Origin of the sequence: Pseudomonas idahonensis (assembly GCF_037903935.1) — a bacterium.
Lineage (GTDB): Bacteria > Pseudomonadota > Gammaproteobacteria > Pseudomonadales > Pseudomonadaceae > Aquipseudomonas > Aquipseudomonas danubii.
Window position 1 is genome coordinate 3,130,546 of sequence record NZ_CP149586.1, and the last position, 25,152, is coordinate 3,155,697.

Below are 25,152 nucleotides of genomic sequence, written 5' to 3' on the forward strand. Positions count from 1 at the left end.
AAAAAAAGCTCACCGCGTGTTCAGGCCCGGGGTTCAAGGGTCACCCACCAGGAGGCCAGACGCTTGACGCGCACCGGCAGGGCAGCCTCCAGCAGCGCCAGGGCCTGGTCGGAGTCGTGCAGGGGAAAGGCCCCCATCACCGGCAGGCGGCCAATGGCCGGGTCACAGCCCAGGTGCCCCGGGCGATAGCGTCCCAACTCATCGAGCAGGTGCTCCAGCGGCAGGTTGTCGGCCAGCAACAGGCCGCGGCTCCAGGCCTCGCGGGCCGCGCTGGCGCCCAGCAGCGGGCCCAGTGCGCGGGCGTCGAAGGCCAGTTGCTGGCCGGCGTTGACCACCTGCACCTGGCCCCCTTCGGCGTTGCGTACTTGCACGGCCCCGGCGTAGACATTGAGCAGGGTGCGTTGCCCGTCCCGGCGCACGCTGAAGCGAGTGCCCAGGGCCTGCAGCCGTCCGTGTTCGGTGTCCACCAGGAAGGGGCGCTGCGGGTCCTTGGCGGTGTCGATGAGGATTTCTCCCTGGTGCAGCAGCAACAGCCGCTCCAGGGCGCTGTAGCGCACATCCAGCGCACTCAGGGCATTGAGCCAGAGGTGAGTGCCATCGCTGAGGCGGGCATCGCGCACTTCCCCGGTGCCGGTGGCGAAGTCCGCCCGCCAACGGCCCAGTGCCTGGGGCAGCGCTGTACCGCGCCAGGTGCCCCAGCCCAGGCCGATCAACAACAGGCCGCCGAGCACCTGGCGCCGCGCCAGCGCCGGGCGCCGGTCACCGCGCAAGGCCTGGCCGGCGGCTTGCTGGGCTGCGGCGTCCTGCAACGGCAGCAGGCGCTGGCTGACCCGCTGCACATAACCCCAGGCCTGGCGGTGTTCCGGGGTCTGCTCGAACCAGGCCTGCCAGTGACGACGCTGCTCGTCGCTGACGGCTTCGTCCTGGAGTTGCACGTACCAATGGGCGGCCTGTTGCAGGCTGGCGTGGCTCAACCGGTTGCCGGTGTGTTCGCTCATGGCGTTCTACTCCACCAGCAGGCCATCGAGTTCGGCCTCCAGCAGTGCGCAATGCACCAGGGCCTGGGCCAGGTACTTCTTCACCATGCGCTCGCAGACGCCCAGCTCGATGGCTATCTCTCTGTAGGGGCGCCCGTGCAGTTGCGCCAGGATAAAGGCCTCGCGTACCCGCTGGGGCAGGCGGCCGAGCATGGCGTCCACTTCGTGCAGGGTCTCGACGATGATCGCCCGTTGCTCCGGGGACGGTTGCACCGCCTGGGGCCGCGCCGCCAGGGCCTGGAGCCACGCCTGTTCCAGTTGCCGGCGGCGCCAGTGATCGATGCACAGGCCTCGGGCAATGGTGGCCAGATAGGAACGTTGCTGGACCTCGCCATCGAGCTGGGGTGGACGCTTGAGCACACGGACGAAGATCTCGTGGGCCAGGTCGGCGGCATCCCAGGCATGGTTCAGGCGCCGCCGCAGCAACTCGTAGAGCCAGCGGTGATGGGCGTCATAGAGGTGGTGGACCACAGCGGGGCTGGCGGGTGGCGTCGAGGGCAAGGGCGTGGTCCGGTGACAGGCTGGGCTGTAAATGGGAATTGATCGCGATTAAAGCAAAAGCCCGAATGCCCTGCAAATGATATCGATTCGCCGTTGTGCGGCTGCCGATCAGGCCCGAACCTTGGAAAAAGACATCAAGTCTGGCGCCCGGGAGGCGATAAAACACTCAGGCCCCCTGTATTCAATGCTTGCTGGCAGGGGTTTCTTCAGTGGTATCGTCGCTTGCATCCGATTGTCACGGCTGGGCTGTGCAACCCGCTTGCCAGGCTGTGACGGGGCCGTCTGCGGGGGGCGGGCATGCAGTGGCAGAGGGGAGAGGTTGATGCGGCAACCGAGGTTCAAGCTGTTTTTCACCCACCGCCTGGCGCTCCTGGCGGGCGCCGAGTCCTTGCGTTCGATACGTGAGGGGCTGCTCTGGCTGTTGCCCTGTCTGCTGGTTTCGGCGGTATTCCTGATACTGGCCCAATGCGCCCAGGCCCTGGGGGCTCCCAGTACCCTGGTGGACTTGCTGGCCGGGCTGCACAAGCGCATCAGTTCGATCATCCCCTTACTGGTGGCGGCGTCCATCGGCTACATGCTGGCGATCCAGTACCGCTTGCCCCAACTGCCGGTGGCCTTTCTCTGTCTGTCCCATGTGGTGATCGCCATCTACCTGCTGCGGGACTATCCGCTGGCGTCGGCGACGTTCGTGTTGTTCATTGCCATTGCCTCGCCTCTGGTCAATGTCCCGGTCATGGCCTGGCTGCATCGCCGACGCTGGACACGGCTGGTGGACGAGGGGCTGGTGGGGCACAACCTCAAGGGCACCATCAATATGGTGCTGCCTGGGGTGCTGACGTCCCTGGCGCTGGTGGCGGTGCTGCAGTCGCTGTTGCAGGTCCACGACTTTGCCTACGTGCAAGGCCCGATCGACATCGACAGCCTGGACTATCCCTACTTCAACGCGATCCTTTTGACCACGACCAACTCCCTGCTGTGGTTCTTCGGCATTCACGGCACCTACGCCATGCAGCCGTTGATGGAGGTGATGGATCAGGCGGTGGCCCTCAATGCCGCCGATCACGCTGCCGGGCAGCCCCTGCGCTATGCCCTCAACAGTGGCTTGCTGGGCTGTTTCGCCTTTATTGGCGGCTCCGGCGGCTCCCTGGCCCTGGTGCTGGCGATCCTCGGTTTTTCCAAGAGCCGTTCCATGCGCCTGCTGGCGCTGGCGAGCCTGGCGCTGTCGCTGTTCAACGTCAACGAACTGCTGCTGTTCGGCCTGCCGATCATTCTCAACCCGCGCTTGCTGGTGCCGTTCATGCTGGTGCCCATGGTCAATGCCTGCCTGGCACTGCTGGTGGTGCAGCAGGGCTGGGTGAGCCCGGCGCTGGTCAGCGTGCCCTTTACCTCTCCGGTGCTGCTCAATGCCTACCTGAGCACCCAGGGCGATTGGGGCGCGGTGCTCCTGCAACTGGTGCTGCTGGGCGTCGGTACGTTGATCTACACGCCTTATGTGCGCAGCATCCAGCGCCAGGGCGAAGGCAGCGAGCAGGTGTACCTGAAGGCCTTCGACGCCACCTTCCATGGCCTTGAGGAGCGCGGCCGGCTGTTGGAGCTGGACCCGATGGTGGCGGCCTACAAACAGGCGGCCCAGCAGTCCTTGCAACTGGCGCGGATCCAGCAGTTGAGCGGCTACGACTTCCACCTGGAGTATCAGCCCCAGGTGGCCAAGGGCAGTGGTCTGTGTACGGGGTGCGAGGCGCTGATCCGTGCCCGGGATGCCCAGGGGCAGGTCAAGTCGCCCTGGGAGCTGCTGCAATGGCTGGGGCAGGCCGGGCTGATGCCCGAGGTGGATTTCTGGGTGGCGTCCCAGGCGGTGCGCCAGCACCTGGCCTGGAGCAAGATCGGGTTCGAGTTGCCCATCACCATCAATATCTCCAGCGCCACCCTGGCCTCGGCGGAGCATGGCCGGCGCCTGCTGGAGATTCTGGCCCGGGCCCATGGCCAGGTGTCGGTGGAGATCACCGAGGACGCCCTGGTGGGGGATGCGCTGCTGACCCAGCAATGGATCGGTAAGCTGCATGCCCTGGGCGCGCGGGTCTATATCGACGACTTCGGCACCGGCTTCTCGGCCTTGAGCTACCTGCATCAGTTTCCGGTGGACGGGATCAAGATCGACCGCAGCTTCGTCCTGGCCCAGCGCGAGCCCAAGGGTGCCCAGGTGCTCAACGGTCTGCTGCGTTTTTGCGAAACCCTCAAGCTCCAGGTGGTGGTCGAAGGGGTGGAGACCGGTGAGCAGCTGGATTTCTTGCAGTCCAGTTCGGAGTTGATCATCCAGGGCTGGTACTTCAGCAAGTCCTTGCCCGGGGAGCAGATTCCCGGTTTTGTCAGCCAGCGGGCGCGCAGTGCCCTGGCGGCCAGCGAAGACTGAGCGGCGGCGTCAAGGGGGCGACCTGAAGGCCGGGCGATCCGGGCGTGGCAACGCTTGACCCTGCCACTGGGGAGCGATCCGCAGGCACTGTTTCTCGACGCCCAGCAACAAGTGCAGCTGGCAAAACGCAGCTTGGGGTTTGCGGTCATATTGACTTTATTGTCGTCTTAATGACCTTTTTTGCTCGTTGTCAAAAAGACTGTTCAAGGCGCAGGACCGCGGTTTGCGGCAGATCTGGCGCTGGCATGAATCGTGATGGGGATGGGGCATATCACCACTGATTGGCCGAGGAGCCCCACGATGATCCGCTACTGCAATTGGCCACTGTCTGTCCTGATTCCGGGGAGGGCGGCCTGTGTCTTTGCCTGAACGTTGGCGGCAATGGACCGCACAGCCATTGTGGAGCCTGGGCTTCCGGCCGTTTTTCCTGGCGGGAGCCGCCTTTGCCTGCCTGGCCCTGCTGGGCTGGGGGCTGTGGCTGCACGGTGCCCTGAGTGGCCTGCAACCGGTGGCCGGGATGCTGGCATGGCACCGTCACGAAATGCTCTTTGGCTTCGCGGTGGCGATCATTGCCGGATTCCTGCTCACGGCGGTGGCCAACTGGACCGGCCGCCCGGGCCTGAGCCGCACCCCGCTGCTGTTGCTGTGGCTGGTTTGGCTGGCGGGGCGCCTGGCCTGGTGGCTGCCGCTGCCGGTCCCGCTGTTCCTCGGCGTGCAGTTGGCCTTCATACCGCTGCTGGTGGCCGTCATCGGGCGCGAGCTGTGGTGTGCCGGCAAGCGCGAGAATTACCCCATGGTTGTGGTGCTGGGGTTGCTGGCGCTGTTTCAGGGCCTGACCCTGTGGGGCCTGCTGGAGCACCAGGACAGCTGGCAGCGGCGTGGCGAACTGGGCGCCTTGTGGCTGGTGGCGACCTTGATGACGGTGATCGGCGGACGGGTGATCGGTTTCTTCATCCAGCGCGGCCTGCAACTGCCGCCCGCGGCGCCGGCATCGCCCTGGCCGACCCGGGTGCTGCTGGTGGGCAGCCTGCTGGTGGCACTGTCCATGGCCCTGGGCGGCGGCGAGGCCCCGCACGGCTGGCTGGCGCCGGTGTTTGCCGTGCTGGCGGGCCTGCATGGCTGGCGGCTGTGGCGCTGGCACCAGCCGCGGCTGTGGCGCGTGCCGCTGCTCTGGTCGCTGTACTTGGCGTACCTGTGGCTGGCCCTGGCGACCCTGGGCATGGCGCTCTGGCACCTGGGCTGGGCCGTGCCGCAGAGCCTGGTGACCCATGCCCTGGCGGTGGGCGGCCTGGGCGGGCTGGTGCTGGGAATGATCGCCCGGGTCAGTCTTGGCCACAGCGGGCGGCCGCTGCAGGTGACCGGGGCCATGGCTGGTGCTTTCGCCTTGCTGTTCCTGGCGGCGGTGTGTCGGGTGCTGCTGGTGCCGTTCAGCAGTTTGGGGTTAGGGGGCTCGGCGGTGCTGGGGGCGCTGGCGTTTGCCCTGTTCGTTGGCGGATATGCGCGGATTCTGCTGAGCCCCCGGCTCTGATGGCGCTTGATCCACGGGCTCGGGGACGCGCCGCTGAGAGACGCCGTCGCGATTTGGACTACGCTCTGTGTCTTAACCGCGAATGGAGTCAGCGATGTTGCATCCCCGCAAGCCCGGCAATGAGGTCTTGAGACTCCAGACCCTGCGCGAGCTGAACATCCTCGACACCTCGCCGCAGGAGCGCTTCGACCGGGTGACCCGGCTGGCCAAGCGCCTGTTCAACGTGCCGATTGCCCTGGTCAGCCTGGTGGATGGCGACCGGCAATGGTTCAAGTCCAGCATGGGCCTGGATGCCCGCCAGACCCCGCGGGACATTTCCTTCTGTGGCCACACCATCCTCAGCGACCAGATTCTCACCGTCAGCGACGCCGTGCTGGACCTGCGCTTTCACGACAACCCGCTGGTGGTGGGGCCCCCGTGCATCCGCTTCTATGCCGGTTGCCCGCTGACCATGGCCAATGGCAGCCGGCTCGGCACCTTGTGCCTGATCGACATCAAGCCCCGCGAGATGAACGACGAAGACCGTGCCCTGCTGCGGGACCTGGCGCATATGGCCGAGCAGGAGCTGGTGGCGGTGCAGATGGCCAGCATGGATGAGCTGACCCTGCTGTCCAATCGCCGCGGCTTCGAGGCCCTGGCGCGGCATGCCCTGGGGGCCTGCCAGCGGCTGAACAGAACCGCGACCCTGCTGTTCTTCGACCTCAACGACTTCAAGCAGATCAACGACACCTATGGCCATGCCGAAGGCGACGGCGCCTTGAAGACCTTCGCCGATGTGTTGCACATCGCCTTTCGCGACAGCGACGTGATCGGCCGCCTGGGCGGCGATGAGTTCGTCGCCCTGCTGACCGCCGCCGACCATGTCGAGACCTCGGCGATCATGGCGCGCCTGCGGGAGATCCTCGACGAGCGCAATGCCACCTTGAAGCGTGGCTATGATATCCACTTCAGTGTCGGTCAGGTCGACTACCACCCCGAGCGTCACCCCGGTATCGAGGCGTTGCTGGCGGATGCCGACAAGGCCATGTACCTGCACAAGCAGGCTGGCAAGCGGGCTCGCTGAGGGTTGCTGCCGCCAAGCCCTGCCCGGTGACGCGGGGCAGGGAAGGGCGTCAGTGGCAGGGCGCTATTGGCCGCGCTCCATCAGCGGTGGGCTATAGCTTTCCTCGATGTCGACCCCGGCCGCCCTGGCTCGGCTTTCTACTTCTGAGCGACGTTGCAGCCGTTCTTTCAAATGCGCAGGGAACAGGGCTCTCCATTGGGCTCTTTGTGCCTCTGCAAAGTCGCGGGTCCAGAACGTGTCCAGGGACATCAGGTTCAGGCTTATCAAGTAGACAGCGCTTTGCAGGGGGGCGCTTTTCGAGTCGTAGCGCAGGGCTCGGACATGCGCAATGTAGTTGCCGTGATAGAGATACCAGTCATAGAACCTGTTGTTGCCCAGCCACTGCTCAAGGCTCATCTCATGGTTGGCATCGAACAGCGGGTGGCTGAGTGGCTGGGTACCCAGGAGGCTTTCCTTCCAGTCCAGCTTGTGCAACTCGCCAGCGGCTATTCGGGGGTCGGAAGGGAAGTAGTATTTTTGCCATCCAGCGTTCTTCAACGTCCTGAGAAGGTGATAGACAAGCGCCTTGTTGGCCTCGTGAGTGCTGTTGTCCGGCAGCCCGCGAAGGTCGATGTTCAATGCCTGGATGGTGTTTGAGGTATTGCCATCAACGGCAATCAGCAGCCCGGCCACCTGATCCAGTTCAAGCGTGCCCTCGGGCTGGGCCAGGCTCAGGTCAAGGAGTGCTCCCTGACGATCCGCCTCATACCAACATAGGTTGACCGCATCCAGGCAGTCGGCGGTAAAGCTCACCGGGCTCTTTTCCAGGAACTCGGCAACCGGTGTGCCCAAGGGGATGTGCAGGCGTGCGACGCTGCTCCGGGTTTTATTCGGGGCTTTATCTTGAGTGTGGTCACAGCCGGCTAGAAAAAGTACGAGCAACAGATAGCACAGCTTCATGTTCGGCCTTTGCAATGAGCGGGAGGGGGCAGGGTGGCGAGTGCGCAAGCCCCCTCGCCGCAGCCAGCAATCACTCGTCGAGGTTGCCCATGGCGGTGGTGTTGAAACCGCCGTCCACGTACATGATCTCGCCGCTGATGCCCGAGGCCAGGTCCGAGCAGAGGAAAGCGCCAGCGTTGCCGACTTCCTCGATGGTGACGTTGCGCCGCAGCGGGGTCTGGGCTTCGTTGGCCGCCAGCATCTTGCGGAAGTTCTTGATCCCCGAGGCAGCCAGGGTGCGGATCGGGCCGGCGGAGACGGCGTTGACCCGGGTGCCTTCCGGGCCCAGGGAGCCGGCCAGGTAGCGCACGCCGGCTTCCAGCGAGGCCTTGGCCATGCCCATCACGTTGTAGTTGGGCATGGTGCGCTCGGCACCCAGGTAGGACAGGGTCAGCAGGCTGCCGTTGCGGCCCTTCATCAGCTCGCGACCGGCCTTGGCCAGGGCCACGAAGCTGTAGGCGCTGATGTCGTGAGCAATGCGAAAGCCTTCACGGGTGGTGGCGTCGGTGAAGTCGCCTTCGAGCTGATCGCCCGGGGCGAAGCCCACGGAGTGGACGATGCAGTCCAGGCCGTCCCATTTCTTGCCCAGTTCGGTGAAGACCTGGGCGATCTGTTCGTCGCTGGCCACATCGCAGGGAAAGCACAGCTCGGCGCTGGAGCCCCAGCCGGCGGCGAACTCCTCGACCCGGCCCTTGAGTTTTTCGTTCTGATACGTGAAGGCCAGCTCGGCGCCTTCACGGTGCATGGCGGCGGCAATGCCGGAGGCGATCGACAGTTTGCTGGCGACACCGACGATCAGGACACGCTTCCCAGCGAGAAAACCCATAAGTAGCTACTCCTGTTGCAGGTTATTCGGCGCTTGCCGGAGCCAGGAAGGCGGCTTCCAGCAATTGCCGTGTGTACGGATGTTGTGGGACGGCAAAGATACTGCGCGCGTCACCCTGTTCCACCACCTGGCCGTGCTTGATCACCATCAACTGGTGGCTCAGGGCCTTGACCACCGCCAGGTCGTGGCTGATGAACAAGTAGGTCAGGTTGTACTTGCGTTGCAGGTTGCGCAGCAGTTCCACCACCTGGCGCTGCACGGTGCGGTCCAGGGCCGAGGTCGGCTCGTCCAGCAGGATCAGCCGCGGCTTGAGCACCAGGGCCCGGGCGATGGCGATGCGCTGACGCTGGCCACCGGAAAACTCATGGGGGTAGCGGTGCCGGGTGTCCGGGTCCAGGCCAACTTCCTTGAGCGCTTCGATGATCGCTTGTTCCTGCTCCTGTTCGCTGCCGATCTTGTGAATGCGCAAGCCTTCGCCAACGATCTGGCTCACGCTCATGCGCGGGCTGAGGCTGCCAAAGGGGTCCTGGAACACCACCTGCATCTCCCGCCGCAGCGGCCGCACCTGGTGCTGGGACAGGGCGTCCAACTGCTGGCCCTCGAATCGAATGCCGCCCTGGCTGGCGATCAGGCGCAGGATCGCCAGGCCCAGGGTCGACTTGCCCGAGCCGCTTTCGCCGACGATGCCCAGGGTCTGGCCCTGGGGCAGGCTGAAGTGGATGCCGTCCACCGCCTTGACGTGATCCACGGTGCTGCGTAGCAGGCCTTTCTTGATCGGGAACCAGACCTTGAGATTGTCCACTTCCAGCAACGGCGGGCCGATCGGGTTGTTCGCCGGGGTGCCGCTGGGCTCCGCGGCCAGCAATTCCCGGGTGTAGGGGTGCTGCGGCGCGCGGAACAGCTCCTCACAGGACGCCTGCTCGACGATGCAGCCCTTTTGCATGACGCAGACCCGGTGGGCAATGCGCCGTACCAGGTTCAGGTCGTGGCTGATCAGCAGCAAGGCCATGCCCAGGCGCGCCTGCAGTTCCTTGAGCAGCTCGAGGATCTTCAACTGCACGGTGACGTCCAGGGCGGTGGTCGGTTCGTCGGCGATCAGCAGCTCCGGCTCGTTGGCCAGGGCCATGGCGATCATCACCCGTTGCCGCTGGCCGCCGGACAGTTCGTGGGGCAGGGCCTTGAGGCGCTTGTGCGGCTCGGGAATGCCCACCAGTTCCAGCAGTTCCAGGGTGCGCTTGCTGGCGATCTTGCCGGTCAGGCCCTTGTGGATGCCCAGCACTTCGTTGATCTGCTTCTCGATGCTGTGCAGCGGATTCAGCGAGGTCATGGGTTCCTGGAAGATCATGGCGATGCGGTTGCCGCGAATGTGGCGCAGGGTCTTCTCGTTCAGGGTCAGCAGGTCGTGCCCGGCGTACTGGATGCTGCCGGATGGGTGCTGGGCCAGGGGGTAGGGCAGAAGGCGCAGGATCGAGTGCGCGGTCACCGATTTGCCGGAGCCGCTTTCCCCCACCAGGGCCAGGGTTTCGCCGCGCTTGATGTCGAAGCTGATGCCTTCCACCACGCGCTGGCACTGGGCGCCGGCGACGAATTCCACCGCCAGGTCGCGGACTTCGATCAGAGTGTCCTGGGTCATGTCATTTCCTCGGGTCGAAGGCATCGCGGGCGGATTCGCCGATAAACACCAGCAGGCTGAGCATGAGCGCCAGCACGGCAAAGGCGCTGATGCCCAGCCAGGGCGCCTGCAGGTTGGACTTGCCCTGGGCCACCAGCTCGCCCAGGGATGGCGCGCCGGGGGGCAGGCCGAAGCCGAGGAAGTCCAGGGCGGTGAGGGTGCCGATGGCGCCGGTGAGGATGAAGGGCATGAAGGTCATGGTGGAGACCATGGCGTTGGGCAGGATGTGGCGGAACATGATGGCGCCGTTCTGCATGCCCAGGGCCCGGGCCGCGCGCACGTATTCCAGGTTGCGCCCGCGCAGGAACTCGGCGCGCACCACGTCCACCAGGCTCATCCAGGAAAACAGCAGCATGATCCCCAGCAGCCACCAGAAGTTGGGCTGCACGAAGCTGGCCAGGATGATCAGCAGGTAGAGCACCGGCAGCCCGGACCAGATTTCCAGGAAGCGTTGCCCGGCCAGGTCCACCCAGCCGCCGTAGAAGCCCTGCAGGGCGCCGGCGATGACCCCGATGATCGAGCTGAGGATGGTCAGGGTCAGGGCGAACAGCACCGAGATGCGAAACCCGTAGATCACCCGGGCCAGCACATCGCGGCCCTGGTCGTCGGTGCCCAGTAGGTTGTCCGTCGAGGGTGGCGCCGGGGCCGGCACCCGCAGGTCGTAGTTGATGCTCTGGTAGCTGTAGGGGATCGGCGCCCACAGCACCCAGGCGTCCTTCTGTGCCAGCAGTTCGCGGATGTAGGGGCTCTTGTAGTTGGCTTCCAGGGGGAATTCGCCGCCGAAGGTGGTTTCCGGGTAGCGCTTGAGGGCCGGGAAGTACCAACCGCCTTCGTAGTGCACCACCAGCGGTTTGTCGTTGGCGATCAGCTCGGCGCCCAGGCTGAGGATGAACAGCACCAAAAACAGCCACAGCGACCACCAGCCGCGTTTGTTGGCCTTGAAGCGCTCGAAGCGCCGGCGATTGAGGGGGGACAGGTTCATCTCAATGCTCCCGGCTGTCGAAGTCGATGCGTGGGTCCACCAGGGTGTAGGTCAGGTCGCCGATCAGCTTCACCACCAGCCCCAGCAGGGTGAAGATGAACAGGGTGCCGAACACCACCGGGTAGTCGCGGTTGATCGCCGCCTCGAAGCTCATCAGGCCCAGGCCGTCGAGGGAGAAAATCACCTCCACCAGCAGGGAGCCGGTGAAGAAGATGCCGATGAAGGCCGAGGGGAAGCCGGCGATCACCAGCAGCATGGCGTTGCGGAACACGTGGCCGTAGAGCACCCGGCGTTGGGTCAGGCCCTTGGCTTTGGCGGTGACCACGTACTGTTTGTTGATCTCGTCGAGGAAGCTGTTCTTGGTCAGCAGGGTCATGGTGGCGAAGTGGCCGATCACCAGGGCGGTGACCGGCAGCGCCAGGTGCCAGAAGTAATCGAGGATCTTGCGGCCCCAGCTCAGCTGGTCGAAGTCGTTGGAGGTCAGGCCGCGTAACGGGAACCAGTTGAAATAGCTGCCGCCGGCGAACACCACGATCAGCAGGATGGCGAACAGGAAGGCCGGGATCGCGTAGCCGACGATGATCGCCGAGCTGGTCCAGACATCGAAGTGGCTACCGTGGCGGGTGGCCTTGGCGATCCCCAGGGGGATCGACACCAGGTACATGATCAGGGTGCTCCACAACCCGAGGGAGATGGACACCGGCATCTTTTCCTTGATCAGGTCCACCACCTTGGCGTCACGGAAGAAGCTGTTGCCGAAGTCCAGGGTGGCGTAGTTCTTGATCATGATCCACAGGCGTTCCGGCGCCGACTTGTCGAAGCCGTACATGTGCTCGATTTCCTTGATCAGCGCCGGGTCCAGGCCCTGGGCGCCACGGTAGCTGGAGCCGGCCACCGAGACTTCGGCGCCGCCGCCGGCGATGCGGCTGGTGGCGCCGTCGAAACCTTCGAGCTTGGCGATCATCTGCTCCACCGGCCCGCCGGGGGCGGCCTGGATGATCACGAAGTTGATCAGCAGGATGCCCAGCAGGGTGGGGATGATCAGCAGCAGTCGGCGAACGATATAGGCCAGCATGTCATTGCTCCCTGTCGGCTGTGGCCGCCTGGTCCGGGGCCGGTTCTACGGCGGGCTTGGCATCGGGTTTGATCCACCAGGTGTTGATGCCGATGTCGTACTTGGGCGCGACTTGCGGGTGGCCGATGTGATCCCAGTAGGCCACGCGCCAGGTCTTGATGTGCCAGTTGGGGATCACGTAGTAGCCCCATTGCAGGACCCGGTCCAGGGCCCGGGCGTGGGCCACCAGGCTGGCGCGCGAATCGGCGTTGATCAGGCTTTCCACCAGGGTGTCGATGGCCGGGTCCTTGAGGCCGATGTAGTTGCGGCTGCCGGGCTTGTCGGCGCTGGAGGACATCCAGAACTCGCGTTGCTCGTTGCCTGGGGAGTTGGACTGGGGAAAGCTGCCGACGATCATGTCGAAGTCCCGCGAGCGCACCCGGGTGATGTACTGGGACACGTCGACCCGGCGGATCACCAGGTCGATGCCCAGGTCGGCCAGGTTGCGCTTGAACGGCAGCAGCACCCGCTCGAACTCGGTCTGGGCCAGGAGGAACTCGATCACCACCGGTTTGCCTTGGGCGTCCACCATCTTGTCGTCGACGATGCGCCAGCCGGCTTCCTGCAGCAGTTGGTAGGCCTGGCGCTGCTGGGCGCGGATCATGCCGCTGCCGTCGCACACCGAAGGCGAGAAGGCCTGGTCGAACACCTGGGGCGGGATCTTGCCCCGCAGCGGTTCGAGAATCGCCAGCTCCTCCGGGCCCGGCAGGCCGGTGGCGGCCATCTCCGAGTTCTCGAAGTAACTGCGGGTGCGGGTGTAGGCGCCGTTGAACAGCTGCTTGTTGCTCCATTCAAAATCCAGCAGCAGGCTCAGGGCGTGGCGTACCCGCACGTCCTGGAACAGCGGCCGGCGGGTGTTGAAGACAAAACCCTGCATGCCGGTGGGGTTGCCGTTGGCTATCTGTTCCTTGATCAAGCGGCCCTGGGCCACGGCCGGGGTGTTGTAGGCGTTGGCCCAGTTCTTCGCGCTCATCTCCAGCCAGTAGTCGAACTGCCCGGCCTTGAGGGCTTCCAGGGCCACGGTGTTGTCGCGGTAGTAATCGCTGGTGATCACGTCGAAGTTGTAGAAGCCGCGGTTGACCGGCAGGTCGCGGCCCCAGTAGTCCTTGACCCGCTCGTAGCGGATCGAGCGTCCGGCCTTGACCGCGGTCACCCGGTAGGGGCCGCTGCCCAGGGGCACTTCCAGGTTGCTCTTGGCAAAGTCGCGGCTTTCCCACCAGTGCTTGGGCAGGACCGTCAGTTGGCCGAGGATCAGCGGCAGTTCGCGGTTGTTGCTGTGCTTGAACTTGAACAGCACCCGCAGCGGGTCTTCGGCGATCACCTGGTCGACGTCGGCGTAGTAGCCGCGGTACAGCGGCGAGCCGGCGCTCATCAGGGTCTGGAAGCTGAACACCACGTCCTCGGCACGAATCGGCTGGCCGTCATTGAAACGCGCTTCCGGGCGCAGGTAGAAACGCACCCAGCTGTTGTCCGGGGCTTTCTCGATCTTGCCCGCCACCAGCCCGTACTCGGTGAAGGGCTCGTCCAGGCTCTGGGCCATCAGGGTGTCGTAGATCAGGCCGATGTTCTGCTCGGGCACGCCTTTGCTGATGAATGGATTGAGGCTGTCGAAGCTGCCGAAACCGGCCATGCGGAAGGTGCCACCCTTGGGCGCATCAGGGTTGACGAAGTCGAAGTGCTGGAAGTTCGCCGGGTATTTCGGCGCTTCGTTGTACAGGGTCAGGGCATGTTGCGGCGCAGCCTGGGCACAGCAGGCGATGACGCCGAACAACAGGCCGCTGGTGCGCAGGAGCAGGGCACGCAGAGGCATCATTGGGGACTCTCCAGGGACTTCAGCCACCAGGCGTTCAAGCCCAGGTTGTAGGGCGGCGTGGTGACCAAGGCGAACCGGTTACGGTAGGCCAGTCGGTGATAGTTGAGGTACCAGTTGGGAATCATGTAGTGCTGCCACAGCAGCACCCGGTCCAGGGCGCGGCCGGCGGCCAGTTGCTCGTCGCGGCTCTGGGCGGCCAGCAGTTGCTCCAGCAGGTGATCGACTATGGGGTTGTTGATGCCTGCATAGTTCTTGCTGCCCTTGACCGAGACCTGGCTGGAGTGGAAGTACTGCCATTGCTCCAGGCCCGGGCTCAGGGTCTGGTTGAGGGTCATGAGGATCATGTCGTAGTCGAACTGGTCCAGGCGCTGCTTGTATTGCGCCCGGTCCACGGTACGCAGGCGCGCGTCGATGCCGATGCTGGCCAGGTTCTCCACATAAGGCTGGAGAATGCGCTCCAGGTTGGGATTGACCAGCATCAGCTCGAAGCGCAGCGGCTGCCCGGCGCTGTTCTGCAGGCGCTGGCCATTGAGCTTCCAGCCGGCTTCGGCCAACAGCCCCAGGGCGCGGCGCAGGGTATCGCGGGGGATACCGCGGCCCTCGGTGCGGGGCAGGCTGAAGGCCTGGGTGAAGAGATTGGGGGGCAGTTGCTCGCGGTAGGGCGAGAGCAGCAGCCATTCGTGCCCCACCGGCAGGCCCGTGGCGGAGAATTCACTGTTGGGGTAGTAGCTCAGGGCGCGCTGGTAGGCGCCGCTGAACAGGGTGCGGTTGGTCCATTGGAAGTCGAACATCAGGCCCAGGGCCTCACGCACCCGCACGTCGGCGAAGAGACTGCGCCGGGTGTTCATGAACAGGCCCTGGGTCTGGGTGGGGATCTGGTGCGCCACCTGGGCCTTGATCACCTCGCCGCGATTGAGCGCCGGGAAGTTGTAGCCGTTGGCCCAGTTCTTGGCCTGGTGCTCGATGTAGATGTCAAACTCGCCGGCCTTGAAGGCTTCGAAGGCGACGTCGCTGTCGCGGTAGAACTCCACCTCGACCCGGTCGAAGTTGTTGAAGCCGCGCTTGACCGGCAAGTCCTTGCCCCAGTAGTCCTTGACCCGTTCGAACACCAGTTGGCGTCCGGGCTGGACCTGGGTGATGCGATAGGGGCCGCTGCCCAGGGGCGGGGTGAAGGTGGTGGCCTTGAAGTCGCGGTCTTTCCAGTAGTGCTGGGGCAGGACTGGCAACTCCCCCAGACGCAGGATCAGCAGCGGGTTGCCGGCGCGCTTGAAGACGAAGCGGATGCGCTGCGGGCCGAGGATATCCACCCGCTGCACCTCCTGCAGGTTGGTGCGGTACTGCGGGTGGCCTTCCTTGAGCAGCAGGCGGTAGGAAAACGCCACGTCATAGGCGGTGATCGGCTTGCCGTCGTGAAAGCGTGCCTCGGGGCGCAGGTTGAACACCACCCAACTGCGATCCTCGCTGTATTCCACGGAGCGGGCGATCAGGCCGTAGCTGGAAGTGGGTTCATCGCCGGAGGGCGCATAGAGGCCGGTGCCCACCATCAACGGCTCATTGAGCTCGTTGACGCCGTATTGCAGGAAGTTCGGCGTGGCGACCGGGCTGATGCCCTTGAAGGTATAGGGATTGAGGGTGTCGAAGGTGCCAAAGGCCATGACCCGCAAGGTGCCGCCTTTGGGCGCCACGGGATTGACCCAGTCGAAGTGGGTGAATTTGGCCGGGTACTTGAGCGTGCCAAACTGCGCGTAACCATGACTTTCGGTGATCGTCGCGCTTGCGGGAAAGCTCAAGGCCAGACTGATGAAGAACAGAAGGAGGGGACGCATCGAGTCAGAGATCCGATCCAGGCGGCTTGGGCTTTGTGCTCCGTACAGTAACAGCTTGTATCAGCAGGAAAAAGCGCGCTTTTTCTGCGGCTTGTGTAGCGAGGGGGCTGGCTCCCGTTGGGGCGCGCAGCGCCCATTGACCCAGGCGCCGCGTGACTTCAGATACCCCCAGCTTTCAGGGCTTGCCGGTGCTGTGCACTGGAGCGCGAGCCCGCTCCCTCGCCACAACGAGCCGGGTTGCCCTGTCAGTGCGGCAGGTAGACCGTGAGCATCTGGCCCGGCTTGAGAGCCTGTGCCGCGCGCGGGTTCCAGCGCTTGAGGTGCTGCATTTCAACATTGAAACGCTTGGCCACCATGTACAGCGAGTCGCCTTGCTTGACCTTGTAGCGGGTCGATTTCTGCTTGCCGCTGCTGGCGACGGTGGTTTTCTTGCCGGCGGCCTTGCGGGTGTCCTGCATCACCAGGGTCTGGCCGACCTTGAGGTTCTTGCCGCTGAGCTTGTTCCAGCGTTGCAGATCCTGCACATCCACCTTGTTGGCCTTGGCGATCAGGGTCAGGTTGTCGCCGTTCTTGACCCGATAGATGCGCTTGGGCCGCAGCGAGTCGCGGCCTTCGTCGCGGTCGAAGACCGGCTTGAGGGAGCGTTTGCTGATCAGCTCTTCGGGTTTCATGGTGGACAGGCTGGTGGTCAGCAGCTGTGCCTTGGACGTTGGCACCAGCAGGTGTTGCGGGCCATCGACGGTGGTGCGCTGCTTGAACGCCGGATTGAGCTGGAACAGCTCGTCCTCGTCGATGTTGGCCACCGCCGCGACCTTGGACAGGTCCATGCGCTGGTTGATTTCCACGACCTGGAAGTAGGGTTCGTTGGCGATCGGGTTGAGATTGACGCCGTAGGCTTGCGGGGCCAGCACCACCTGGGACAGGGCCAGCAGCTTGGGTACATAGGCCTGGGTTTCCGTCGGCAGCGGCAGGTTCCAGTAGTCGGTGGGCAGGCCGAGCTTCTCGTTACGCTCAATGGCCCGGCTGACCGTGCCTTCGCCGGCGTTGTAGGCGGCCAGTGCCAGCAGCCAGTCGCCGTTGAACATGTCGTGCAGGCGGGTCAGGTAGTCCAGCGCCGCGGTGGTCGACGCGGTGATGTCGCGTCGGCCATCGTAGAAGCGGGTCTGGCGCAGGTTGAAGTAGCGACCGGTGGCCGGAACGAACTGCCAAAGTCCCACCGCATCGGCCCGGGAATAGGCCAGCGGGTTGTAGGCGCTTTCGATGACTGGCAGCAGCGCCAGTTCCAGCGGCATGTTGCGCTCTTCGAGACGTTCGACGATGTAGTGGATATAGAGGCTGCCGCGCTCGCCGGCGTTTTCCAGGAAGGAAGGGTTACTGGCGAACCACAGGCGCTGTTGTTCAATACGTGGGTTGACGCCCTGGCCTTCTTGCAGTTGGAACCCCTGGCGCATGCGTTCCCAGACATCCTGGGGGACTTGCGGGCTTGGCTGGTTGCTCAGCCAGATGGGTTTCTGCTTGATGCGGGCGTTGAAATTCTGAGTGTGTGTCGCGTCGCTCTGCGGGGCATGACCGGTGCTTTGGCAGCCCGCAAGAGTCGCTGACACAGCTACCGCGATGGCCTGGGCCAAGCGCGTCAATGCGTCTGAACTGATGGAATAACGAATAGATGACGACATTGGCTGGAAGTAAGTTCCGGGCAAAAATGTCGGGCGATTCTAGAAAGCACCCGGGGTGCGGTCAACCATTCAGAATTTTTGTGCCAACAGTTGGCCGGCTTAGAACTTATCTTTCCAGGCCCTCAGGGCCGCAAAGACCGCACTCTGGGACGGGTTATCCTGGCCATTCCGTTCGTCCGCTTTTTGTTTAACGGATGTTTCACCGGTACGCAAAAACGGGTTGGTCAGTTTCTCCAGGGCCAGGGTTGATGGCAGGGTCATGCGCCCTTGCTCGCGCATTTGCTCGACCTTTTCCAGACGCTGGGCAATGTCCGGGTTGGCGGGTTCCACTGCCTGGGCGAAGCGCAGGTTGCTCAGGGTGTATTCGTGGGTGCAGTAGATCAGGGTGTCGTCCGGCAGCGCGGCGAGGCGGCTGAGGGAATGGTGCATCTGCTCTGGGGTACCTTCGAACAGGCGGCCGCAACCGGCGGCGAACAGGGTGTCGCCACAGAACAGCAGGCCGTGATGGTAGTAGGCGATATGCCCCAGGGTATGGCCCGGTACGGCGAACACCTCGAAGTCCCAGCCGAGGATGTTGGCGTGGTCGTTGTCGTTCAGGGCCACGTCGCGTCCGGGGATCTTTTCCTGTGCCGGGCCGTAGACCGTGGCGCCACTGTGCTGTTTCAGGCGCTCGACACCGCCGACATGATCGTGGTGATGGTGGGTCACCAGGATGTCGCTCAGGCTCCAGCCCGGGTGCTGTTCCAGCCAGGCCAGTACCGGCGCCGCATCGCCGGGATCGACGACGGCGCAGCGCTGGCTGCGATGATCTTGTAACAACCAGATGTAGTTGTCGGTGAAGGCGGGCAGGGCACTGATCTGTATCATCTTTGGATTCGCCAAGCGGAAAACAATGGCGCATCTTAGAACTTCTTGGCGTGTTGGAGAATGCAATGACCGATAAAGCCTTCGCTCAGGCAGATCCCGACTGGCTGGCCCTGATCAGTGCGGCCCGGGACTGGTTGTCCGGCCCTCTGGGGCAGTTTCTGCTGGATGAAGAGCGACGCATGCTTGAAGAAGAGCTGGGGCGTTTCTTCGGCGGTTACCTGGTGCATTACGGGCCCTCGGCGCAGACCCCGCCGGCGGCGCCTCAGGTGCAGCGCAACGTACGCCTGGGCGCGCCGTTGCCCGGGGTTGAGATCGTCTGTGAGGAACAGGCCTGGCCCTTGAGCGAACATGCCGCCGATGTGGTGGTGCTGCAACATGGTCTGGATTTCTGCCTGTCGCCCCACGGCCTGCTGCGCGAGGCGGCCAGCAGCGTAAGGCCCGGCGGCCACTTGCTGATTATCGGTATCAACCCCTGGAGCACCTGGGGCCTGCGCCATGTCTTCGCCCATGACGCCTTGCGCCAGGCCCGTTGCATCTCGTCGTCGCGGGTGGGCGACTGGCTCAACCTGCTGGGGTTCGCGCTGGAGAAACGCCGCTTCGGGTGCTATCGTCCGCCGCTTGCCTCGCAGGCATGGCAGGCACGATTGGCGGGCTGGGAGCGCAAGGCCGGGCAGTGGCAGCTGGCCGGTGGCGGCTTTTACCTGCTGGTGGCGCGCAAGATCGCCGTCGGCCTGCGCCCGGTGCGCCAGGTGCGACGCGAACCCATGGGCAAGCTGTTGCCACTGCCCATGGCCAAGGTCAATCGCCGTAACAGCGAACCCTGACGACCTGCAGCAACCTTCTTTTTATATAGACCGGCCGAGTGACCTCGGCCCTGGGCGCTGTCGACCGCAATCGGCAGGCCACTGGCAATTTTCTGATGGAAGGCGTGGATGAGCGATAGCGTAGAAATCTTTACCGACGGTGCCTGCAAGGGCAATCCCGGCCCCGGTGGCTGGGGCGCTTTGTTGGTGTGCAAGGGGGTCGAGAAGGAACTCTGGGGCGGCGAAGCCAACACCACCAACAATCGCATGGAATTGATGGCGGCGATTCGCGGCCTGGAAGAGCTCAAGCGCCAGTGCGACGTGTTGCTGGTCACCGACTCGCAGTACGTGATGAAGGGCATCAACGAGTGGATGGCCAACTGGAAGAAGCGCGGCTGGAAGACCGCAGCCAAGGAGCCGGTGAAGAACGCCGACCTGTGGCAGCAACTGGATGAGCAGGTCAACCGCCACAACGTCACCTGGAAATGGGTGCGTGGCCACACCGGCCATCACGGTAACGAGCGTGCCGACCAGTTGGCCAACCGGGGTGTAGACGAGGTTCGCGGCTACAAGGGCTGATGGCGTTACAGGGTGAGGATCGCGGCAGCCAGTTGGGTGTCGCTGTAGGGCGGGTTGTGCAGCACTTGGCGAATCCTCTGCAGCGCCGACTCCAGCTGTACGCCGCGAATCGCCCCGTTGCTGGCGATAAAGGCCGCGGCATCGCTGCGGGCTTTCAGGACGATCTTGTCGTCCTTGAACGAGCTGCTGATCCCGGCGGTGCCTTCGCTGCTGGTCAGCAGCCCGCTCATGCTCAGGTCGGTGCTGATCACCAGGCTGGTGGCCTGGCCGGAGTTGTTGAACAGACCGGCCAGCAGCAGGATTGGCAGGTAGCGCCGGAGTGTCGTCATGGCTGGAAAAGTCCGTGGGAAAGATCGGCGGCACCCTAGCAGGCGAGCCTTCGGCCCACCTCAGCAGCTTTGCTAATAACTGTTAAAAAGTGCGCGGCAGCGGCGTGACCGGTGCGCGCACAGTCCATGGGTTGGGCATGCTAAAATCCCGCCCTTTGCCAGATTGAGAACGGACCACTGATGGCCAACAGATCTGTTGTACTCGATACCGAAACCACCGGTATGCCGGTGACCGACGGTCACCGGATCATTGAAATCGGTTGCGTCGAGTTGATCGGTCGGCGCCTGACCGGGCGGCATTTCCACGTTTACCTGCAACCGGATCGCGAGAGTGATGAGGGCGCCATTGGCGTTCACGGCATCACCAACGAGTTCCTGGTGGGCAAGCCGCGTTTCGCCGAAGTCGCCGATGAGTTTTTCGACTTTATCAAGGGCGCGCAGCTGATCATCCACAACGCGGCGTTCGACGTTGGTTTCATCAACAACGAATTCGCCTTGATGGGGCAGCACGAGCGGGCGGACATCACCCAGCACTGCACCATCCTCGACACCCTGATGATGGCCCGTGAGCGGCACCCGGGGCAGCGCAACAGCCTCGACGCCCTGTGCAAGCGCTACGGTGTCGACAACTCCGGCCGTGAATTGCATGGCGCCTTGCTCGACTCGGAGATCCTGGCCGACGTCTACCTGACCATGACCGGTGGCCAGACCAGCCTGTCCCTGGCGGGCAATGCCTCGGATGGCAACGGCTCTGGTGAAGGTGCGGGCCGGGCCTCGGAGATCCGCCGGTTGCCGGCCGAGCGGCCGCGGGGGCGGATCATCCGCGCCAGCGAAGCCGAGTTGGCCGAGCACCAGACGCGCCTGGAGATCATCGCCAAGTCTGCCGGCGCCCCGGCCCTGTGGACCCAGTTGCTCGAAAACCAACACTAAGCCTTTATCGTCCGTGGCCCTGTAGCTGCTGCCGCAGGCTGCGAACGGCTCCGTAGGAGATGCGGCGCTCTTGAGGGCGCTGGAGATTTGGCGGGAGATCGTCAAGCAAGGTCCTGCGGACCTTTTCGCAGCCTCGCCGTGGCTCGGCAGCGGCTACAGGGTAATGCCGAGCCGAGAGTGTTGTAGCCGCTGCCGCAGGCTGCGAACGGCTCCTTAGGCGACAGAGGTTTGTCGGGAGATCGCCAAGCAAGGCCCTGTGGGCCTTCACGCAGCTTCGCCATGGCTCAGCAGCGGCTACAGGTGTGTGGGGCGTGGGCCGGCAATTGTGCCTGTGCGACCTTTTGTTACATCGAGTCTGTGCTCGGGGTGACAGGCGACGCCAGGAGCTTCTACCCTGAGTCCATTGGCGGGACCTACCCGCAGCCTCAGGACAGCCTGCCCCATGTATAAAGACCTGCAGTTTCCGATCCTGATCGTGCACCGCGATATCAAGTCCGACACGGTGGCGGGAGACCGGGTGCGGGGCATCGCCCGGGAGCTGGAGAAGGACGGGTTCAGCATCTTTTCCGCGGTCAACTACGCCGAAGGGCGACTAGTGGCTTCTACCCATCACGGCCTGGCCTGCATGTTGATCGCTGCCGAGGGCGCCGGGGAAAACACCCATCTTCTGCAAAACATGGTGGAGCTGATCCGCCTGGCCCGGGTACGCGCACCCTTGTTGCCGATCTTCGCCCTCGGGGAGCAGATGACCCTGGAAAACGCCCCCGCCGATGCCATGAGCGAGCTCAACCAGCTGCGGGGCATTCTCTACCTGTTCGAGGACACGGTGCCGTTCCTGGCCCGGCAAGTGGCCCGGGCCGCGCGCAATTATCTCGACGGCCTGCTGCCGCCGTTCTTCAAGGCCCTGGTGCAGCACACCGCCGATTCCAACTATTCCTGGCACACCCCGGGGCACGGCGGTGGCGTGGCCTATCGCAAGAGCCCGGTGGGCCAGGCGTTTCACCAGTTCTTCGGGGAGAACACCCTGCGTTCGGACCTGTCGGTGTCAGTGCCGGAGCTGGGTTCGCTGCTGGACCACACCGGGCCCCTGGCGGAAGCCGAGGCGCGGGCAGCGCGCAATTTCGGTGCCGACCATACCTTCTTCGTGATCAATGGCACCTCCACCGCCAACAAGATCGTCTGGCATTCCATGGTGGGGCGCGATGACCTGGTGCTGGTGGATCGCAACTGCCACAAGTCGGTGTTGCACTCGATCATCATGACCGGGGCCATCCCCCTGTACCTGTGTCCTGAACGTAATGAACTGGGGATCATCGGGCCGATTCCCTTGAGCGAGTTCAGCCCCGAGTCGATCCAGGCCAAGATCGATGCCAGCCCGCTGACCCGTGGTCGACCGCCCAAGGTCAAGCTGGCGGTGGTCACCAACTCCACCTATGACGGCCTGTGCTACAACGCCGAGCTGATCAAGCAAAGCCTGGGCAACAGTGTCGAGGTGCTGCATTTCGACGAGGCCTGGTATGCCTACGCGGCCTTCCACGAATTCTTCGCCGGGCGTTACGGCATGGGCACCTCGCGCTCCGCTGATAGCCCCCTGGTGTTCACCACCCATTCCACCCACAAGCTGCTGGCGGCTTTCAGTCAGGCGTCGATGATCCATGTGCAGGATGGCGGCGCCCGACAACTGGATCGGGACCGCTTCAATGAAGCCTTCATGATGCACATCTCGACGTCGCCGCAGTACAGCATCATTGCCTCGCTGGATGTGGCCTCGGCGATGATGGAAGGGCCGGCGGGGCGCTCGCTGCTACAGGAAATGTTCGATGAAGCCCTGAGCTTCCGCCGGGCCTTGGCCAATCTGCGGCAGAACATCGCCGCCGATGACTGGTGGTTCTCGATCTGGCAGCCGGAGCGGGTCGAAGGCATCGATCAGGTGCGCACCGGCGACTGGTTGCTGGAGCCCGAAGGCGAGTGGCACGGTTTTGCCGGCGTCACCGACGACTATGTGCTGCTCGATCCGATCAAGGTGACCCTGGTGATGCCCGGCCTTACCGCTGGCGGGGCCTTGAGTGAACACGGAATTCCCGCGGCCGTGGTCAGCAAGTTCCTCTGGGAACGCGGGCTGGTGGTGGAAAAGACCGGGCTCTATTCGTTCCTGGTGCTGTTCTCCATGGGCATCACCAAGGGCAAGTGGAGCACGCTGCTCACCGAGCTGCTGGAGTTCAAGCGCAACTACGACGCCAATGTCAGCCTGGCCAGTTGCCTGCCCAGCGTCGCCGGGCAGGACCCGCAGCGCTATCAGGGCATGGGCTTGCAGGATCTGTGCGACCAGTTGCACGCCTGCTACCGCAGCAACGCCACGGCCAAGCACCTCAAGCGCATGTACACGGTGCTGCCGGAGGTGGCGATGAAGCCCGCCGATGCCTATGACCATCTGGTGCGCGGCGAAGTGGAGGCGGTGTCCATCGATCAACTGCAGGGGCGTATCGCGGCGGTGATGCTGGTGCCATACCCGCCGGGTATTCCGCTGATCATGCCCGGTGAGCGATTTACCGAAGCGACCCGCTCGATCATCGACTACCTGGCCTTTGCCCGAGCGTTCGACAGCAGTTTCCCGGGGTTCGTCGCCGATGTGCATGGCCTGCAGCATGACGACCAGGGCCATGGCCGGCAGTACACCGTCGATTGCGTCAAAGCATGAGGAGTTTTCCTGCTATGCAACCTGTGGTGAATCCCAAGTATCCGGGACTGGCGATCCGTGTGGCCGACGAGGGCTTCGCCGCCTACGTCTGGGGCAGCGACTTCAGCTTCGAAGTCAGTGCCTACGCCGAGGCCGAGCGGGGCATGCCGGTGGCGGACTGGCCGCTGCGCAGGATCGTGCCTTACCGCAAGTGCTATGGCATCGATCCCGAGGAATTCAGCAGTTACCGCAACGCCGCGGACAGCGAGATTTTCATGGCCTACCTGGACGACCAGCCTGTGGGGCACGTGGTGGTCAGCACCAATTGGAACGGTTACGGGCATATCGACGAGTTGGCGGTGCATGCGCCGGCCCGGCGGCACGGCGTCGCCAAGGGGCTGCTGGAGGTGGCGCAGTTCTGGAGTCGCAAGAAGCAGTTGCCGGGGGTGATGCTGGAAACCCAGAACAACAACCTCGGCGCCTGTCGCCTGTATGAGCGCTGCGGCTACGTGGTGGGCGGGGTGGATCACCTGCGTTATCGCGGCATCGATCCGAATACCAGCGAGGTGGCGATTTTCTGGTACCGGCTGTTTGCCGATGAGCCTCAGGCGTAACGGTCCTAGCCGGCCAGTAGCGTTTCGGCCTGCTCGGTCAGCAGTTCCAGCAGGGCGCCGAGCAGGGGCGAGTCCTCGCCAGAACTGCGGCGCAAGGCGTACAGCGTGACACTGATGGGGGGTGACAAGGGGCAGGCATCGAGCCCGGCGCCACGGGCCCCCACGGCTGTGAACGGGTCGACGATGGCCAGGCCCTCGCCGGCCTCCACCAGGCTGCGCATCATCTGGTAGGTCTGTACCCGGGTCTGGATTACCGGGCTTGGGCGCAGATTCTGCAGCTTGCTGGTGAGTATCACGCTCAGCGGGTCCTGGCCCTCCAGGCCCACCATGGCCTGGCCCGCCAGCTCCTGCAGGGCTACGTATTTCTGTTTGGGTTGCAGCCAGCCATGGGGTGCCAGCAAAAACAGCTTGCCCTGAGCCAGGGCCTGGCTGTGGATGTCCGGGTGTTCGGGGTCATGCAGGCTCAGGCCCAGGTCACAGTCGTGCAGCAGCAGGCTGTGGACCATGTCGCGGGTGCTCTGGCTGAGGAGGCTGCAGGGCGTATCGGCGAAGCGCCGGCGCAGGGCCGCGATGCACTGAGGCAGCAGTTGCTGGACCAGAGGGGGCGTGCCGACGATGCGCAAAGGCGGCGCCTGATGAAACCTCAGGCTGTCAGCCAGGCGTTGTACCGGCTCGAAAGCGTCGTACACCCGGTTGATTGCCGGTTGCAATTCCCGGGCTTCGCGAGTGGCCTGCAAGCGCCCGCGCACGCTGGCGAACAGCATGAACCCCAATTGGCTTTCGGCATCGCGTAGCAGGGCTTCGACTTCAGCCACCGAGAGTTGCAGCAGCTCGGCGGCGGTGCCCAGGTGGGCGGTTTGCAGGAGCGCCTGAATCACTTCGATATGACGTAAACGCATGCTTGAAGTCCATGTCCAGCCGGTTAGG

The 25,152-nt window shown here is 64.2% G+C and carries 21 protein-coding genes; 8 read left to right on the forward strand and 13 right to left on the reverse strand.

Features of this window, described 5'->3' with window-relative positions:
* Window positions 1-20: 20 nt before the first annotated feature.
* Window positions 21-998 carry a FecR domain-containing protein gene (locus WIN67_RS14310; RefSeq protein WP_123391065.1) on the reverse strand — a complete coding sequence of 326 codons (978 nt, stop codon included), beginning with the start codon at window positions 996-998 and terminating at the stop codon, window positions 21-23.
* Window positions 999-1,004: 6 nt separating this feature from the next.
* On the reverse strand, window positions 1,005-1,538 hold the full coding sequence (locus WIN67_RS14315) for a sigma-70 family RNA polymerase sigma factor (RefSeq protein ID WP_102879636.1): 534 nt from the start codon (window positions 1,536-1,538) through the stop codon (window positions 1,005-1,007).
* A 322-nt stretch (window positions 1,539-1,860) separates the two neighbouring features.
* Here WIN67_RS14315 and WIN67_RS14320 point away from each other — a divergent pair, with 322 nt between their 5' ends.
* The 3 genes from WIN67_RS14320 to WIN67_RS14330 all read left to right on the forward strand — a co-directional run bounded on the left by WIN67_RS14320 (window position 1,861) and on the right by WIN67_RS14330 (window position 6,539).
* Window positions 1,861-3,948: an EAL domain-containing protein gene (locus tag WIN67_RS14320; protein ID WP_110595559.1), complete on the forward strand. Its 2,088-nt coding sequence runs from the start codon at window positions 1,861-1,863 to the stop codon at window positions 3,946-3,948.
* A gap of 355 nt (window positions 3,949-4,303) precedes the next feature.
* Window positions 4,304-5,476, forward strand: coding sequence for an NnrS family protein (locus tag WIN67_RS14325; protein ID WP_339071535.1), 1,173 nt, complete (start codon window positions 4,304-4,306; stop codon window positions 5,474-5,476).
* Between the two features lie 94 nt (window positions 5,477-5,570).
* Window positions 5,571-6,539 (forward strand): sensor domain-containing diguanylate cyclase, encoded by a 969-nt coding sequence (locus WIN67_RS14330; protein ID WP_339071536.1) that lies wholly within the window; start codon window positions 5,571-5,573, stop codon window positions 6,537-6,539.
* A gap of 63 nt (window positions 6,540-6,602) precedes the next feature.
* On the opposite strand, the gene WIN67_RS14335 is transcribed toward WIN67_RS14330, so the two are convergent.
* The 9 genes from WIN67_RS14335 to gloB all read right to left on the reverse strand — a co-directional run bounded on the left by WIN67_RS14335 (window position 6,603) and on the right by gloB (window position 18,293).
* On the reverse strand, window positions 6,603-7,478 hold the full coding sequence (locus tag WIN67_RS14335) for a hypothetical protein (RefSeq protein WP_339071537.1): 876 nt from the start codon (window positions 7,476-7,478) through the stop codon (window positions 6,603-6,605).
* A gap of 70 nt (window positions 7,479-7,548) precedes the next feature.
* Window positions 7,549-8,343: an enoyl-ACP reductase FabI gene (gene fabI, locus WIN67_RS14340; protein WP_102879631.1), complete on the reverse strand. Its 795-nt coding sequence runs from the start codon at window positions 8,341-8,343 to the stop codon at window positions 7,549-7,551.
* Between the two features lie 22 nt (window positions 8,344-8,365).
* Window positions 8,366-9,976 carry an ABC transporter ATP-binding protein gene (locus WIN67_RS14345; RefSeq protein ID WP_265074776.1) on the reverse strand — a complete coding sequence of 537 codons (1,611 nt, stop codon included), beginning with the start codon at window positions 9,974-9,976 and terminating at the stop codon, window positions 8,366-8,368.
* A 1-nt stretch (window position 9,977) separates the two neighbouring features.
* Complete coding sequence (locus tag WIN67_RS14350) at window positions 9,978-10,997, reverse strand: ABC transporter permease (protein WP_110651554.1); 1,020 nt, start codon at window positions 10,995-10,997, stop codon at window positions 9,978-9,980.
* A gap of 1 nt (window position 10,998) precedes the next feature.
* The gene (locus WIN67_RS14355; RefSeq protein WP_016964272.1) at window positions 10,999-12,072 is read right to left on the reverse strand and encodes a microcin C ABC transporter permease YejB; all 1,074 of its coding nucleotides are present in this window, start codon (window positions 12,070-12,072) and stop codon (window positions 10,999-11,001) included.
* 1 nt (window position 12,073) lies between these two features.
* A complete protein-coding gene (locus WIN67_RS14360) occupies window positions 12,074-13,924 on the reverse strand; it encodes an extracellular solute-binding protein (RefSeq protein WP_110651555.1) in 1,851 nt (616 codons plus the stop codon).
* The gene (locus WIN67_RS14365) at window positions 13,921-15,750 is read right to left on the reverse strand and encodes an extracellular solute-binding protein (protein WP_296410705.1); all 1,830 of its coding nucleotides are present in this window, start codon (window positions 15,748-15,750) and stop codon (window positions 13,921-13,923) included. The genes WIN67_RS14360 and WIN67_RS14365 overlap by 4 nt, the downstream gene beginning before the upstream one ends.
* Window positions 15,751-15,995: 245 nt before the next feature.
* Complete coding sequence (locus tag WIN67_RS14370) at window positions 15,996-17,426, reverse strand: LysM peptidoglycan-binding domain-containing protein (RefSeq protein WP_339071540.1); 1,431 nt, start codon at window positions 17,424-17,426, stop codon at window positions 15,996-15,998.
* Between the two features lie 99 nt (window positions 17,427-17,525).
* Window positions 17,526-18,293 (reverse strand): hydroxyacylglutathione hydrolase, encoded by a 768-nt coding sequence (gloB, locus tag WIN67_RS14375; protein ID WP_213666277.1) that lies wholly within the window; start codon window positions 18,291-18,293, stop codon window positions 17,526-17,528.
* A gap of 65 nt (window positions 18,294-18,358) precedes the next feature.
* On the opposite strand from gloB, the gene WIN67_RS14380 reads away from it, so the two are divergent.
* Entirely contained in the window at window positions 18,359-19,117 is a 759-nt protein-coding gene (locus tag WIN67_RS14380; protein ID WP_102865229.1) for a methyltransferase domain-containing protein, read from the forward strand.
* A 108-nt stretch (window positions 19,118-19,225) separates the two neighbouring features.
* Window positions 19,226-19,675: a ribonuclease HI gene (rnhA, locus tag WIN67_RS14385; protein WP_102865228.1), complete on the forward strand. Its 450-nt coding sequence runs from the start codon at window positions 19,226-19,228 to the stop codon at window positions 19,673-19,675.
* 5 nt (window positions 19,676-19,680) lie between these two features.
* Here rnhA and WIN67_RS14390 read toward each other — a convergent pair whose 3' ends face one another.
* Window positions 19,681-20,004: a DUF2388 domain-containing protein gene (locus tag WIN67_RS14390; RefSeq protein WP_253084873.1), complete on the reverse strand. Its 324-nt coding sequence runs from the start codon at window positions 20,002-20,004 to the stop codon at window positions 19,681-19,683.
* A gap of 180 nt (window positions 20,005-20,184) precedes the next feature.
* Here WIN67_RS14390 and dnaQ point away from each other — a divergent pair, with 180 nt between their 5' ends.
* The 3 genes from dnaQ to WIN67_RS14405 all read left to right on the forward strand — a co-directional run bounded on the left by dnaQ (window position 20,185) and on the right by WIN67_RS14405 (window position 24,225).
* Window positions 20,185-20,934 (forward strand): DNA polymerase III subunit epsilon, encoded by a 750-nt coding sequence (gene dnaQ, locus WIN67_RS14395; RefSeq protein WP_102865226.1) that lies wholly within the window; start codon window positions 20,185-20,187, stop codon window positions 20,932-20,934.
* 442 nt (window positions 20,935-21,376) lie between these two features.
* Window positions 21,377-23,632 (forward strand): Orn/Lys/Arg decarboxylase N-terminal domain-containing protein, encoded by a 2,256-nt coding sequence (locus WIN67_RS14400; protein WP_102879623.1) that lies wholly within the window; start codon window positions 21,377-21,379, stop codon window positions 23,630-23,632.
* 14 nt (window positions 23,633-23,646) lie between these two features.
* Entirely contained in the window at window positions 23,647-24,225 is a 579-nt protein-coding gene (locus WIN67_RS14405; protein ID WP_102865224.1) for a GNAT family N-acetyltransferase, read from the forward strand.
* A gap of 5 nt (window positions 24,226-24,230) precedes the next feature.
* Here WIN67_RS14405 and WIN67_RS14410 read toward each other — a convergent pair whose 3' ends face one another.
* Window positions 24,231-25,124: a LysR family transcriptional regulator gene (locus tag WIN67_RS14410; RefSeq protein WP_102865223.1), complete on the reverse strand. Its 894-nt coding sequence runs from the start codon at window positions 25,122-25,124 to the stop codon at window positions 24,231-24,233.
* Window positions 25,125-25,152: the final 28 nt, after the last annotated feature.

Coding starts and splice junctions, on each gene's coding strand:
- WIN67_RS14310 (WP_123391065.1), bottom strand. CDS start 998: ATGAGCGAACACACCGGCAACCGGTTGAGCCACGCCAGCCTGCAACAG.
- WIN67_RS14320 (WP_110595559.1), top strand. CDS start 1,861: ATGCGGCAACCGAGGTTCAAGCTGTTTTTCACCCACCGCCTGGCGCTC.
- WIN67_RS14330 (WP_339071536.1), top strand. CDS start 5,571: ATGTTGCATCCCCGCAAGCCCGGCAATGAGGTCTTGAGACTCCAGACC.
- WIN67_RS14335 (WP_339071537.1), bottom strand. CDS start 7,478: ATGAAGCTGTGCTATCTGTTGCTCGTACTTTTTCTAGCCGGCTGTGAC.
- fabI (WP_102879631.1), bottom strand. CDS start 8,343: ATGGGTTTTCTCGCTGGGAAGCGTGTCCTGATCGTCGGTGTCGCCAGC.
- WIN67_RS14345 (WP_265074776.1), bottom strand. CDS start 9,976: ATGACCCAGGACACTCTGATCGAAGTCCGCGACCTGGCGGTGGAATTC.
- WIN67_RS14350 (WP_110651554.1), bottom strand. CDS start 10,997: ATGAACCTGTCCCCCCTCAATCGCCGGCGCTTCGAGCGCTTCAAGGCC.
- WIN67_RS14355 (WP_016964272.1), bottom strand. CDS start 12,072: ATGCTGGCCTATATCGTTCGCCGACTGCTGCTGATCATCCCCACCCTG.
- WIN67_RS14360 (WP_110651555.1), bottom strand. CDS start 13,924: ATGATGCCTCTGCGTGCCCTGCTCCTGCGCACCAGCGGCCTGTTGTTC.
- WIN67_RS14365 (WP_296410705.1), bottom strand. CDS start 15,750: ATGCGTCCCCTCCTTCTGTTCTTCATCAGTCTGGCCTTGAGCTTTCCC.
- WIN67_RS14370 (WP_339071540.1), bottom strand. CDS start 17,426: ATGTCGTCATCTATTCGTTATTCCATCAGTTCAGACGCATTGACGCGC.
- gloB (WP_213666277.1), bottom strand. CDS start 18,293: ATGATACAGATCAGTGCCCTGCCCGCCTTCACCGACAACTACATCTGG.
- WIN67_RS14380 (WP_102865229.1), top strand. CDS start 18,359: ATGACCGATAAAGCCTTCGCTCAGGCAGATCCCGACTGGCTGGCCCTG.
- rnhA (WP_102865228.1), top strand. CDS start 19,226: ATGAGCGATAGCGTAGAAATCTTTACCGACGGTGCCTGCAAGGGCAAT.
- WIN67_RS14390 (WP_253084873.1), bottom strand. CDS start 20,004: ATGACGACACTCCGGCGCTACCTGCCAATCCTGCTGCTGGCCGGTCTG.
- dnaQ (WP_102865226.1), top strand. CDS start 20,185: ATGGCCAACAGATCTGTTGTACTCGATACCGAAACCACCGGTATGCCG.
- WIN67_RS14400 (WP_102879623.1), top strand. CDS start 21,377: ATGTATAAAGACCTGCAGTTTCCGATCCTGATCGTGCACCGCGATATC.
- WIN67_RS14405 (WP_102865224.1), top strand. CDS start 23,647: ATGCAACCTGTGGTGAATCCCAAGTATCCGGGACTGGCGATCCGTGTG.
- WIN67_RS14410 (WP_102865223.1), bottom strand. CDS start 25,124: ATGCGTTTACGTCATATCGAAGTGATTCAGGCGCTCCTGCAAACCGCC.